We start from the raw sequence: 13687 nt of genomic DNA, 5'->3' as shown, positions 1-13687 counted from the left end.
GATTACTGCATGTCGAAGATTTTCGAGACCACTGAGGACTTCAAGCGCGACTACCGCGCGATGCTCATGGCCGAGGTCGGCAAGGACTACAGCGACGCCAAGAGCCCCGAGCGCTACCGCGCCCTCGCCAAGCTCATCGCCTCGCGCGCGAACCGCCAGTTCGCCCTCGCCGATTCCGAGAACGGCAAGAGCGACCAGAAGAAGGTCTATTACTTCTCGCTCGAGTTCCTCATGGGCCCGCTGCTTGACAACTACCTGCTGAACTACGGCGTCCGCGACATCGTCGAGGAGGGCCTGAAGGAGATGGACATCGACCTCGACGAGCTGCTCGCCGAGGAAGGCGATCCGGGCCTGGGCAACGGCGGCCTCGGCCGTCTTGCCGCCTGCTTCCTCGATTCCATGGCCGCCGAGGGCATCCTGGGCTTCGGCAACGGCATGCGCTATCGCTACGGTCTCTTCAAGCAGGAGATCCGCGATGGCCGCCAGGTCGAGGTCACCGATAACTGGCTCTCCAAGGGCTATCCTTGGGAGACCAAGCACCCCGAGAGCGCCGTTGTCGTCCGCTTCGGCGGCGACGTCGTGCGCCACGAGGGCCCCGACGGAACCTTCCACTTCGACGTCGAGGGCGGCGACCTCATCGAGGCCGTCCCCTACGATGTGCCCATCATCGGCTATGGCGGCAAGACCGTGAACCGCCTGCGCCTCTGGAGTGCCGAGCCCGCGAGCGCCGACTTCGACCTCGACGCCTTCAACGCCGGCGACTACGCCAAGGCCAACAAGTTCCGCACCGATGCCGAGGCGATCTCGGAGATTCTCTACCCGAACGACGCCGGTGAGCACGGCCGCATCCTGCGTCTCAAGCAGGAGTACCTGTTCGTGGCCGCCGGCCTTGCCTCGATTCTGCGCACCTACAAGACCGATTACGGCACCGATGCCTGGGATCGCTTCCCCGAGCTCGTCGCCATCCACACCAACGACACCCATCCCGCCATGTGCGGCGCCGAGCTCATGCGCCTGCTCATGGACCAGGAGGGTCTCGATTGGGACACCGCGTGGGGCATCGTCACCAAGTCCGTGTCCTACACGAACCACACCGTCCTGCCCGAGGCGCTCGAGAAGTGGCCGATCGACACGTTCCGTCGCCTGCTGCCGCGCGTCTACATGATCATCGACGAGATCAACCGCCGCTACATGGAGGCCTTCCCGCGCGATATCGAGAACTGGCAGGACAAGCTGCGCAACACCGCCATCCTGTGGGACGGCCAGGTGCGCATGGCCAACCTCTCGGTCATCTGCTCGCACTCCGTCAACGGCGTGGCCCAGCTGCACACCGACATCCTGAAGCGCGACACGCTCCACGACTTCTACGAGCTTGCGCCCGAGAAGTTCAACAACAAGACGAACGGCATCTCGCCCCGCCGCTTCCTGGGCAACGCCAACCCGTCGCTCTCCCGCCTCATCACCTCCAAGATCGGTGACGGCTGGCTGACCGACGCCTCGCAGCTCAAGCGCCTCGAGGCCTATGCCGACGACAACGAGTTCCTCGACGCCATGGCCGCAAGCAAGCGCGAGAACAAGCAGCGCCTCGCCGACTACGTCAAGAAGACCACCGGCATCGAGCTCGATGTCGATTCCATCTTCGACGTCCAGGTCAAGCGCTTCCACGCCTACAAGCGCCAGCTGCTGAACATCTTCAAGGTCATGCACATCTACAACCGCATGATCGAGGACCCGACCTACAAGCCGCACAAGACCTCGTTCATCTTCTCCGGCAAGGCGGCGAGCGCCTACACCTTCGCCAAGGAGGTCATCCGCCTCATCAACTCGGTCGCCGACGTCATCAACAGCGACGAGCGCGTGAACGACTACATCAAGGTCGCGTTCATCCCCAACTTCGCGGTCTCGAACGCCCAGCTCATCTACCCCGCCACCGATATCTCCGAGCAGATCTCGACGGCCGGCAAGGAGGCCTCGGGCACCTCGAACATGAAGCTCATGATGAACGGCGCGATCACCCTCGGCACGCTCGACGGCGCCAACATCGAGATCGCCGAGCTCGCGGGCCTCGAGAACGAGAAGATCTTCGGTCTCAAGGTCGACGAGGTCGAGAACCTGCGTCACGGCAACTACTTCGCCTGGGATGTCTACAACAACGACCGCAACGGCATCGGCCGCTGCATCGACGAGCTGACCGACGACACCTTCGCGCGCCTGTCGGGCAACTTCGAGAGCATCCAAGCCGAGCTCATGAACAACAACGACTACGATTTCGTCCTCGCCGACTTCGCGAGCTACGTCCAGGCTTGGACCGAACTCACCGAGGTCTACGACGACCAGCGCGCCTGGCAGCACATGGCGCTGATGAACATCGCCAACTCCGGTCACTTCTCGTCCGACCGCACCATCCGCGAGTATCGCGACGAGATCTGGCACGCGTAAGGCGCGCGCATCACCCCTCGGGGCCTTTAATCGGGCCGCGCGCCTGGGCATGGGGCGCGGCCCGATGGAAGATATACAAGGCAAGGAATTGCACGGTACGGCAATGAAGGAGAATTCGATGAGTAAAAAAGAATGCATCGCTATGCTCCTCGCAGGAGGACAGGGAAGCAGATTGGGGGCGCTCACTTCCAAGATCGCGAAGCCCGCGGTCTCGTTCGGCGGCAAGTACAGGATCATCGACTTTACGCTGTCGAACTGCGCCAACTCCGGCATCGACACGGTGGGTGTGCTGACCCAGTACCGACCCTACCGCCTGCATGCCTATCTTGGCTCCGGTTCGTCGTGGGATCTCGACGAGCGCGGCGGCGGCGTGTCCATCCTTCCGCCGTACGCGACGCAGGAGGGCGGCGCGTGGTACAACGGCACCGCCGACGCGGTGACGCAGAACCTCGACTACATCAAGTCGCACGACCCCGAGTACGTCCTCATCCTTTCCGGTGACGCCCTGTATCGCATGGACTACCGCGAGATGCTGGACAACCACATCAAGAACAATGCGGACCTCACCATCGCCGTCATGCCCGTGCCCTGGGAGGACGCCAGCCGCTTCGGCATCCTCACCACCGATGAGAACGACCGCATCACCAAGTTCACCGAGAAGCCGGAGAAGCCCGATTCGAACCTCGCGTCCATGGGCATCTACATCTTCACGGCAGACTTCCTGATCCGCGCCCTCGAGGAGGACGCGCTCGACCAGCGCTCCAGCCACGACTTCGGCGGCGACATCATCCCGAAGGCCCTCGAGGAGGGCAAGCGCCTGTTCGTCCACAAGTTCCATGGTTACTGGAAGGACGTCGGCACCATCGCCAGCTACCACGAGACGAGCATGGGCCTGCTCGGTCCGAACCCCGAGTTCGATATCTACGAGAAGGCCGCTCCCATCATGAGCAACGACACCACCCGCCCGCCGCACTACATCGGCCCCAACGGCCGTGTCGACGACTGCCTGGTGTCCAACGGCTGCGAGGTCTTCGGCACCGCCAAGCACTCCATCCTCTCCACCGACTGCGTGGTCGAGGAGCGTGCCATCGTCGAGGACTCCGTCCTGCTGCCCGGTGCCGTCGTGAAGAGCGGCGCCCATGTGGTCCGCGCGATCCTGGGCGAGAACGCCGTCGTCGAGGAGGGCGTCAAGCTCGGTAGCGTCGATACGCAGAAGGACACCGCCGTCGTCGGAAACGACGTCGTCATCGGGAAGGGGGAATGATCCGATGATCAACAACAAGGCCATCGGTTACATCACAGCTAACTACACGGCGCTCAAGCAGGAGACCCTCCTGCAGAGCCGCCCCATCGCCTCGGTCCCCGTCATGGGCCGCTACCGCCTCATCGACTTCCCGCTGTCCAACATGGCCAACGCGGGCATCAAGACGGTCGGTCTCGTGATGCCGGGCAACTATCGCTCCATCATCGACCACGTCGGCCACGGCAAGGACTGGGGCCTCGACCGCAAGCGCGGCGGCCTGTTCCCGCTGCCCGGCAACCCCTATGGCACCACCAAGGCCGGCATGCGCTTCCTGCTGCGCGACATCATCTCCAACAAGACGCTCTTCCAGCGCGCCAAGGAGCCCTATGTCGTGCTCATGGGCTCGAACATCATCTTCAACATGGACCTCAACGCCATCATCGACGCGCATGAGGCCAGCGGTGTGGGCATCACCATGGTCTACGTCAAGGCCGAGCGCGATCATGAGGAGGCCTGCTCCCTCGTAATCGGCGACGCCGGCCGCGTCCAGCAGGTCAAGGAGGGCTGCAAGTACGGTGACAACAAGTTCATCGACTGCTTCATCATCAACCGCGAGCTGCTGCTCCAGATCATCGACCGCTATGCGTCCGCCGACTACCTTGACATCTTCGAGGCCATCGCCGGCGACTTCGCCCGCATCGATGTCTGCAGCTACGAGTTCAAGGGCCTCGCTGTCGGCATGTTCGACGAGAAGACCTACTACCAGCGCTCCATGGAGATGCTCGATCCGGTCATCAACAACCAGCTGTTCCGCAAGGATCGCCCGATCCTGACGAAGGCTCACGATGCCGCCCCCGCGAAGTACTCTTCCGGCTCCATCGCCTGCAACTCCCGCATCTCCGCCGGCTGCGAGATCATGGGCACGGTCCGCAACTCCATCCTGTCGCGCGGCGTCGTCGTCGAATCCGGCGCCAACGTGGTGAACTCCATCATCATGCAGGGCGTCACCATCAAGAGCGGCGCGCGCGTCGAGAACGCCATCATCGACAAGAACAACGTGGTCCCGGCCAACACCGAGCTGCGCGGTACGCCTGACGCCATCCTGACGGTGGCCAAGGCCCCCATGGCGTAAAGCCGCGTTAAATCAACCCATTCGCTCCCTATCAGGGAACGTATAGCGGTATCATTGAAATCGCCGTCTGGCTCTCAGGGGCTGGACGGCGATTTGGCAACGACAGATTTTGGGAGTCTTCCATGGCAAACGAAAAGCTTCATATCGTGTTCGCCTCCGCCGAGGCCGCGCCGTTCGTGAAGACCGGCGGACTCGCTGACGTCGCGGGCTCGCTGCCCGCCGCCCTCGCGGCTGCCGGCGCAGAGGTCATCGTCATGGTGCCGAAGTACGCCACGATCGCCGATTCGTACAAGAGCCAGATGGAGCATGTGGGCCAGTTCTACGTGCCTTTGGGCTGGCGCAACGAGTACTGTGGCCTTGAGCGCCTCGTGTACGATGGCGTCACCTACATGTTCCTCGACAACGAGCACTACTTCAACCGCAGCTACCCCTACGGCTTCTTCGATGACGGCGAGCGCTTCGCGTTCTTCTCCAAGGCCGTGTGCGAGAGCCTGCAGTACCTGCCCGACGGCTTCATGACCGACATCCTGCACTGCAACGACTGGCACACCGCCCTCGCCCCGGTCTTCCTGCGCGAGTTCTACATGGCCAACCCCCTGTACCAGAACGTGAAGACCGTCTTCTCCATCCACAACATCGCCTTCCAGGGCCAGTTCACCGACATGCTGTTGGGCGACGTGCTCGGCCTCTCGCACATCGAGCCCGCCGTGCGCCAGCTGCGCTGCGACGCCCGCTCCATCAACTACATGCTGGGCGCCCTCAACTACTCCGACGCCATCACGACCGTCTCCCCCACCTACTCGTGGGAGATCCGCACGCCCGAGTTCGGCGAGGGCCTCGACGGCGTCCTGCGTCGCCGCGAGAACATCCTGTCCGGCATCCTGAACGGTCTGGACATCAAGCGCAACGACCCGGCCACCGACGACCGCATCCACGCCAACTACACCCGCGAGGACCGCTCCGGCAAGGCCGCCTGCAAGGCAGCGCTCCAGGCCGAGCTCGGCCTCGAGGTCCGCGACGACCGTCCCCTCATGGCCATGGTCACGCGCCTGACCCGCCAGAAGGGCATGGACCTCGTCACATACTCGCTCGACCGCATCCTCTCCGGCGGCGTGCAGGTTGCCGTGCTCGGCACCGGTGACGCCGAGTACGAGGAGGCCCTGCGCTACTTCGAGCGCACCTATCCGGGCACCATGGCCGCGCGCATCGAGTTCGACCCCTACCTGTCGCAGCGCATGTACTCCGGCGCCGATATGTTCCTCATGCCGTCGCTGTTCGAGCCCTGCGGCCTGTCCCAGATGATCGCCATGCGCTACGGCACCCTGCCGATCGTGCGCGAGACCGGCGGCCTCAAGGACACCGTCATCCCCTACAACATGTTCACCGGCGAGGGCACGGGCTTCACCTTCACCCACTTCAACGGCGACGAGATGGGCGATGCCGTGTTCCGTGCCGCCCGTACGTTCTGGGACGACAAGGATGCCTGGAACAAGCTCGTGGACAACGCCATGTCCGCCGACTTCAGCTGGAAGCGCTCTGCCGACCAGTACATGGACCTCTACTACGGCCTGCACCCCGAGATCGAGCGTTTCTCCCCTTTTGTGCCTGAGCCCGAGGCCCCCGCTGTCGAGGATAAGCCGGCCGAGAAGCCTGCCGCCGAGCCCGAGCCGGTAAAGGACGAGCCCGCGGCTGAGCCCGAGACCAAGGCCGAGGAGCCCAAGGCCGAGGTGAAGGAGGAGGTCAAGGCCGAGGAGCCCAAGGCCGAGCCGAAGCCTGCCGCCAAGAAGACCGCGACCAAGACCGCTGCCGCGAAGACCACGGCTGCAAAGTCCACGACCGCGAAGAAGACGGCCACCAAGACGACCGCCAAGTCCACGACCGCGGCCGCGAAGGCGGCAGACGAGACCGAGGCCAAGCCCGCCGCCAAGAAGACCACGGCTGCCAAGTCGACCGCGACCAAGACGACTGCTGCCAAGAAGGCCACGGCTGCCAAGACGACCGCGACGAAGGCTGCTGCCGAGAAGGGCGACGAGGCCGAGGCCAAGCCCGCCGCCAAGAAGACGACCGCCGCGAAGACGACCGCTACCAAGACCACGGCGACGAAGACGACCGCGGCCAAGAAGACCACGGCCGCTAAGACCGCCGAGAAGGCTGCCGACAAGGCTGAGGCCACTGAGGCCGCTGCCGTGCCGAAGGCCACCGCGACCAAGACGGCCGCGAAGAAGACCACGACCACCAAGACCACCGCGGCAAAGAAGACCGCCGCGAAGGCCGAGGAGAAGGCCGAGGAGGTCCCCGCTGAGAAGCCTGCGGTACCCAAGGCGACAAGCGTCGCCGCCGCCCGCAAGAGCAGCACCGCGCGCAAGCGTCGCTAATCCGCAATCGCCATAGAGCGCATAGAGGGTTCCGGTCATCCGGAACCCTCTTTTTGTCCACTTTCAGGACGGAGATGTTTTAGGACATCGGGCCTCCCGAAAAGGTCGGAAACCCTGGTCGCCATCACCTCAGACGGTGGCACGTACTCCCCAAAACATGCCATCCGGGGAAGTCGGCGCACCGATATGGACAGACGATGGCAAAATGTCGCATTAAGAGGCACCCAAGCGCGCATATCTTGCGCGTACGTGCCGTGCATACGTTACACTACTACCTTGGCGTGCATCAGCGCCCTATTCCGACATAGCCCCACCGTACGGTGGTCGAACCTATAAGCAAGGACGATCTATGAAGCTTCGGCATAACAGCAGGCTCACGCAGTTCCGCTCACCCTTCGGTGCGGTTACAGCGGGTACCGCGGTGACGCTTTCGCTTGAAGTGTACAAGGAGGATGCCGCCGGCATCGAATGCGTGCTCCGCACGTGGGTCGACGAGGAGGGCGAGAAGCTCTACCCCATGGCTCCCGACGAGAACGGCATGTACTCCGTCACCGTCACCTGGGACGACCCATCCATCGTGTGGTACAGCTTCATCGTCCGCACCATGGACGGCTTCGAGCAGCGCGTCGGCGCACCTGAAGGCCATGTGGGCGGCGAGGGCGTGACGTACTACGACCGCAGCGACGTGCCTTCCTTCCAGATCACCGTCTATCGCCACCGCGAGACGCGCCCCTCATGGTACGAGCGCGGCATCGTCTACCAGATCTTCCCCGATCGCTTCGCGCGCGATGAGGATTGGAAGCAGCGCTGCCTCGAGCGCCTGGCGCACCCCCGCCGCGGCTGCGAGCAGCACATCGTCGAGGACTGGGACACCCCGCCCGTCTACGACCGCGATGAAACCGGCGCGATCCGCAGCTGGGACTTCTACGGCGGATCTCTGCGCGGCATCGAGGAGCATATCCCCTACATCGCCGAGCTGGGCGTCACGGCCATCTACCTTAACCCCATCTTCGAGGCGGCGAGCAACCACCGCTACGACACGGCCGACTACATGAAGATCGATTCCCTCCTCGGCACCGAGGAGGACTTCCGCAGGCTGTGCGTCACCGCGCGCCGCCACGGCATCGCCATCATCCTCGACGGCGTCTTCAACCATACCGGAAGCGATTCGGTGTACTTCAACGCCTTCGGCAACTACCCCGAACCCGGCGCCTGGTCCAAGGACCCTGATTCCGATTGGGCCGATGCCTTCCACATCAACGCCGACGGCACCTACGACTGCTGGTGGGGCGTGGGCAACATGCCCGCCGTCAACCAGGAGTCCGACGCTATCCGCGAGCTCATCCTGGCCCCCGACGGCGTGATCCGCCACTGGCTGCGCGCCGGTGCGCGCGGTTGGCGTCTGGATGTGGCCGACGAGCTGTCCGATGAGTTCCTGGCCGACATCAAGGCCGCAGCGCTCCGCGAGCGCCCCGACGCCCTCGTGCTCGGCGAGGTCTGGGAGGACGCCTCCAACAAGATCGCCTACGGCAAGCTTCGCCACTATCTGCTGGGAAGCGAGCTCGACTCCGCCATGAACTATCCTTTCCGCGATCTCGTGCTCGGCCTGTTGACCGGCGAGGATTCCGGCTATACCGCCCATGACGCCGCTGAGGCCATCGAGACCCTGCGCGAGAACTACCCGGACGAGGCCCTCGCCTGCGCGCTCAACCTGCTGGGCAGCCACGACCGCGCCCGCATCATCTCCATCCTGGGCGGTGCGCCGAACCCCGACAGCCTGCCCGAGGAGCAGCGCAGCACCTATCGCCTGTCCGACAACCAGCTCGGCCTCGCCAAGAGCCGCTTCTGGCTCGCGTCACTTATCCAGATGACCTTCCGCGGCGTGCCCTCGGTGTACTACGGCGACGAGGCCGGCGTCCAGGGCCTGACCGACCCCGGCAATCGCGCCACCTACCCGTGGGGCCATGAGGACCACGACTTCTTCGACATGGTCCGCAACAGCTCGGCCCTGCGCCGCGCGCTGCCGCTGTTCAGCACGGGCTCCATCGAGGCCCGCGCCCTCAACGACGACGTGCTCGCCTACACGCGCCGTGACGACAACGGCGATGCGGCGACGGTCGTCGTCAACCGCAGCCTCGGCTCCGTCCACACGGTGAGCATCCCTGCCGAGGGCGACCTTGCCATCGACGTCATCAGCGGCCGCGACCTTCCCGTTGCCGATGACGGCACCTGCGAGCTCACCCTGTGGCCCCTCGGTAGCGCCGTGGCCTATTTCCACAAGGCCAAGCGTCTGCAGAAGCCGCTCAAGCGCGGCTGGGGCGTCGTATGCCATATCACGTCGGTCCCCAACGAGGACGGCCCCGGTACGCTCGGTGCGCCCGCCCGCCGCTTCATCGATCATCTTGCCGAGATGGGCGCTAGCTACTGGCAGGTCCTGCCCGTGAACCCGACGGACCAGTTCGCCTCCCCTTATGCGGGGCCCTCTGCTTTCGCCGGCAACATGGATCTGCTCGAGGAGACCGCCGAGGAGCTCGAGGACGCCTACGAGGCCTTCCAGCTTGCCGACGGCCAAAAATCGCCTGAATTCCGTGCCTTCTTGGAGCGCAACGAGGTCTGGCTCGACCCCTACTGCGCCTTCATGGCCGTGAAGGATGCCTCGCGCGGCGCGTCCCGCCATCGCTGGCCGCGCGCCTACCGTTCCTACGATGTCGAAATCCTGGACGACGCGCGCTTCCTGGAGCGCGGGCGCTTCCACGCCTTCGCCCAGTACCGCTTCGATACCGAATGGGCCGAGCTTCGCGCCTACGCCCATGAGCGCGGCATCGAGATCATCGGCGACATCCCCATGTACGTGTCGGATGACTCCGCCGACGCCTGGAGCGAGCCCGATATGTTCAACCTCGACCGCTCCGGCAAGCCCACCGAGATCGCCGGCACTCCGCCCGATCGCTTCTCGGCCACCGGTCAGGTCTGGGGCAACCCGACTTACCGCTGGGACGTCATGCGCGCCGACGGCTACACCTGGTGGATCGAGCGCCTTCGTCGTTCGCTCGCCCTGTACGACCGCGTGCGCCTCGACCACTTCCTGGGCTTCCAGTCCTATTTCAGCATCCCCGCCGGCAAGGACGGCAGCACCGGCCGCTGGCTGCCCGGCCCCGGTATCGACCTGTTCCGCCGCGCCGAGCACGAGTTCGGTGAGCTTCCGCTTATCGCCGAGGACCTCGGCTACCTCACACCTGCGGTACGCGCCCTCACGGCATCCTGTGGCTTCCCCGGTATGGACGTGCTGGAGTTCGAAGATTACGACGTGCGCGACGGAGTAAAGCCTGCTGCCGAGAAGGTCGTCTACACCTCCACGCACGACACCTCCACCCTCGTCGGCTGGACGAGCGCCCGCTGGGCCGCCGATGCGAAGCCCGAGGAGCAGGAGGAGCTTGCGCTCTCCATCATGAAGAGCGCCTTCGAGAGCGATGCCGACCTCGTGATGATGCAGGTCCAGGACGTCATGCTGCTCGGTGACGACGCGCGCATGAACGTGCCCGGCACTGCCGAGGGCAACTGGAGCTGGCAGGCCGACGAGAAGACGCTCGCCGCCTCCGTTGAGCGCATCCGCGACCTTGCTCAGAAGACCGGCAGGTCGAATTCGGTGGAAGCTCGCTGATTCCTGTACGTGCGCCGTTGCATAACGCCCGCATTTGGGTACAGTAGACAAGGTTAAACGCATCCCCGCCGCGCAACCCGCGGCGGGGCTTTCATGAGAGGCAATCGAGGGGAAGACATGGCACGCTACGATTATCGCTGCAGCTCCTGCGGAACCGTGTTCGAGGTCGAGCACGGCATGACCGAGCGCCCGAGCATCACCTGCCCGGAGTGCGGCGGTGCCGCCGACAAGGTGTTCAATGCGAGCGGCATCGAGTTCAAGGGTTCCGGCTTTTACAACACCGATCAGCGCGGTGGCTCGTCCAGCACCGAGGCGACCTCGGGCTGCAGCTGCGAGAACTGCCCGCACAGCAACTAGCACCCGCTATCGATCAGGCTGATCGTCACGACGCCCCGCTTATCTGCGGGGCGTTTCGTTTTGAGGGACCCTGCTGGCGACCCCTAGCGGCTGCCCCTTCGGTTGGCCCCTTCGGTTGGCACCTGCTGGCTACGTCCCCAAAGAGGCCAGGATCGCCTTATTCGGCTGCGGTGAAGGTCGCGTAGAAGTGGCCGTCATATCCGCCTGGAGCGGGAATGCTCTGGTGAGGAGATCCATCCAGAGCGAAGCGCCGCCCAGCTTCCGATGCCAAGAAGGACGAGACGACGTCCTCATTCTCCGAAGCGAGTACGGAGCAGGTGGCGTAGATGAGTCGACCGCCCGGGGCGACGCGGCGCGCGGCTTCCTCAAGCATCGTGAGTTGCAGCTTCGGCAATCCGTCGAAGGCATCGTCGGGAACGAGCCGCCAGGGGATCTCCGGATGGCGGCGCATGGTGCCCGTGCCGGAGCAGGGAGCATCGACGAGCACCGTATCGAACAGACGGCGCTTCCCCACCTCGCCATCGATCGGCGCGAGCACGGTGTCAAGCTCGCAGGCATCGCCGGCAAGTACCCGCACGCCCGCATCGAGCCCTGCCTGGACCAAACGCTCGCGATTGAGCGCGCACTTGTCTTCGCTGAGCTCAACTGCCACGTGCGCGCGCGTAAAACCGGCGCGCTGCGATTCCGCGGCGATGATAAAGGTCTTCGTCCCTCGGCCGGAACCGACTTCGAGCAGCGAGCCGGGCCGCACGGCAGCATAGGCCACTGCCTGGGCGTTAGCGTCGGATACCACGGCATCGGCACGCTCGAGCGCATGACTCGCCATAAGCGCCGGGCCATCGACGTCGATGATGCAACCGGGCATATCAGACAAGCGTCCGCCGATGCGCGAAATCGCATCGACACGCGGGTTGAGATGGAGGGCAAGAGGTGCCGCCTCGAGCTCCGCCGCAACAAAGGAGGTCGCAGCGTCAACACCGCGCGCATCGATAACCGTGTGGACGAGCCATGTCGGCAGGCCACCCGAACGCGCCAAGCGTACGGTCTCGCGCTTGTCGTTCGCCAGGCCCTCAGCAGACAAATAGGACTCACGGCCATCGGCAACACGACGCAGCACCGCATTCGCGAAACCCACGGCCCCACGGGCGCACGAGCGAACGAGCTCGACCCCCTGGCTTACCGCGACCTCGGCAGGTGTACCCAGATAGAGCAGCTCGAAGGCTGCGATGCGCAGGCACCACCGCACACGGGGCGCCACCTTGTTAGGTTTTGCGATATAGGTGTCAAGCGCTTCGTCGAGGCATCCTGCGGTCGCCGTCGTACCGAGCGCCAAGCGCATGGCCAGGCCTCGGTCGCGCGCATCGAGCGAGCGCAATCCGGCATCGGCATTCAGCGTATCGCGCACATAGGAGCCTGAACGATCAGCCTCAACGAGAACCCGCAGGGCAGCCTTGCGTGCCGCAGCGAGCTTCGTCACGAGAGCTTCTCCCACAATCCGGCATTCTCGCGCACACCCGCACCCCATGCAGCGGCATCCATCGCGCGCTTGCCATCCGGTTTCACGCACAAAAGCTCAAGGGCACCATCGGAGCATCCGAGGAATATACGCTTTCCGACCTTGGCAAACGATCCGGCGGCAACGCTTGCGGCGTCATCGGCAACCGCTGCCGAAAGAACGCGCAAGGGCCGTCCGTCCACCGCGCAGCGCGCCGGCGCGGCATCGGAGGATGCCAGGGTACGCCGCACGTTCTCAAGCGCCGTCGATGCAGGGTCGAGGCGCAGCTCCGCCTTCTCGATCTTCGCAGCGTGCGTCACGAGCGCCTCATCCTGCTCGGTCCACACGGCCGTGCCGTCGGCGATCGCGGGAAGCGTCTCGCACAGCAGCGCGCCACCCAGCTCGGCGAGCTCCGCCGTGAGTTCATCGGCCGTCTTGCCAGCCACACTGCAGCTCGCCTGGGCGCAATAGGCCCCGGTATCGACCCCATGCCCGATGCGCATGATCGACACGCCCGTGCGATCGTCGCCAGCGAGAATCGAACGCTGGATGGGAGCCGAACCGCGCCAGCGTGGCAGCAGCGACGCGTGGACGTTCACGCAGCCCAGCGGCGCCATGGTGAGGACCTCGTCGGGCAGGATGCAGCCGTAGGCGGCTACGCAAAAAACGTCGGCCTCGGCGGCACAAAGGGCGTCAAGGATCTCGGGGGTCATGCGCTTGGCCTCGACCACGGGAAGGCCGAGCTCGATCGCTGCGACCTTTACCGGCGAGGGCTCGAGCTTCTTGCCACGGCTCCGCACGGCGTCGGGACGGGTGAGCACGAGCGCGACCTCGTGCTCGGCAGCAAGATGACGCAGAGATGGAACCGAAAATGAAGGGGTCCCCATGAACACGACGCGCATGTGCGCTCCTCTCTTCTCGAACTTGTGTCGCGGCGGCGGCAGACACCAAAGAGGCCCGCCGAGGCGGGCCCATGAATGGATAC

At 64.7% G+C, this 13687-nt stretch carries 8 protein-coding genes; 6 read left to right on the top strand and 2 right to left on the bottom strand.

Annotated features, from left to right (window positions below):
* Positions 1–9 precede the first annotated feature (9 nt).
* The 6 genes from H6A16_RS00245 (at position 10) to H6A16_RS00220 (ending at position 11207) form a co-directional block, all read left to right on the top strand.
* The gene (locus H6A16_RS00245; protein WP_204615147.1) at positions 10–2439 is read left to right on the top strand and encodes a glycogen/starch/alpha-glucan phosphorylase; all 2430 of its coding nucleotides are present in this window, start codon (positions 10–12) and stop codon (positions 2437–2439) included.
* Between the two features lie 118 nt (positions 2440–2557).
* Complete coding sequence (locus H6A16_RS00240) at positions 2558–3703, top strand: glucose-1-phosphate adenylyltransferase (protein ID WP_204615145.1); 1146 nt, start codon at positions 2558–2560, stop codon at positions 3701–3703.
* A 4-nt stretch (positions 3704–3707) separates the two neighbouring features.
* Positions 3708–4814 (top strand): glucose-1-phosphate adenylyltransferase subunit GlgD, encoded by a 1107-nt coding sequence (gene glgD, locus H6A16_RS00235; protein ID WP_204615143.1) that lies wholly within the window; start codon positions 3708–3710, stop codon positions 4812–4814.
* Between the two features lie 122 nt (positions 4815–4936).
* Positions 4937–7189, top strand: a complete 2253-nt coding sequence (gene glgA, locus H6A16_RS00230) for a glycogen synthase GlgA (protein WP_204615140.1) — start codon at positions 4937–4939, stop codon at positions 7187–7189.
* 349 nt (positions 7190–7538) lie between these two features.
* Positions 7539–10850, top strand: a complete 3312-nt coding sequence (locus tag H6A16_RS00225) for a 4-alpha-glucanotransferase (RefSeq protein WP_204615138.1) — start codon at positions 7539–7541, stop codon at positions 10848–10850.
* Between the two features lie 117 nt (positions 10851–10967).
* Positions 10968–11207 carry an FmdB family zinc ribbon protein gene (locus H6A16_RS00220; RefSeq protein ID WP_204615136.1) on the top strand — a complete coding sequence of 80 codons (240 nt, stop codon included), beginning with the start codon at positions 10968–10970 and terminating at the stop codon, positions 11205–11207.
* Positions 11208–11364: 157 nt separating this feature from the next.
* On the opposite strand, the gene H6A16_RS00215 is transcribed toward H6A16_RS00220, so the two are convergent.
* Both H6A16_RS00215 and fmt read right to left on the bottom strand, forming a co-directional pair.
* Positions 11365–12684, bottom strand: a complete 1320-nt coding sequence (locus H6A16_RS00215; protein WP_342589692.1) for a transcription antitermination factor NusB — start codon at positions 12682–12684, stop codon at positions 11365–11367.
* Positions 12681–13604, bottom strand: a complete 924-nt coding sequence (gene fmt, locus H6A16_RS00210; RefSeq protein ID WP_204615135.1) for a methionyl-tRNA formyltransferase — start codon at positions 13602–13604, stop codon at positions 12681–12683. The genes H6A16_RS00215 and fmt overlap by 4 nt, the downstream gene beginning before the upstream one ends.
* Positions 13605–13687: the final 83 nt, after the last annotated feature.

Origin of the sequence: Collinsella tanakaei (assembly GCF_016900375.1) — a bacterium.
In the GTDB taxonomy this organism is placed as follows: Bacteria; Actinomycetota; Coriobacteriia; order Coriobacteriales; family Coriobacteriaceae; genus Collinsella.
Note: the sequence above shows the minus strand (reverse complement) of the source record. Positions and strands in the feature narration are given on the sequence as shown.

Bases quoted from the DNA above. Each gene is read 5' to 3' on its own strand.
- H6A16_RS00225 (WP_204615138.1), top strand. From the start codon at position 7,539: ATGAAGCTTCGGCATAACAGCAGGCTCACGCAGTTCCGCTCACCCTTC.
- H6A16_RS00220 (WP_204615136.1), top strand. From the start codon at position 10,968: ATGGCACGCTACGATTATCGCTGCAGCTCCTGCGGAACCGTGTTCGAG.
- glgA (WP_204615140.1), top strand. From the start codon at position 4,937: ATGGCAAACGAAAAGCTTCATATCGTGTTCGCCTCCGCCGAGGCCGCG.
- fmt (WP_204615135.1), bottom strand. From the start codon at position 13,604: ATGCGCGTCGTGTTCATGGGGACCCCTTCATTTTCGGTTCCATCTCTG.
- H6A16_RS00245 (WP_204615147.1), top strand. From the start codon at position 10: ATGTCGAAGATTTTCGAGACCACTGAGGACTTCAAGCGCGACTACCGC.
- glgD (WP_204615143.1), top strand. From the start codon at position 3,708: ATGATCAACAACAAGGCCATCGGTTACATCACAGCTAACTACACGGCG.
- H6A16_RS00240 (WP_204615145.1), top strand. From the start codon at position 2,558: ATGAGTAAAAAAGAATGCATCGCTATGCTCCTCGCAGGAGGACAGGGA.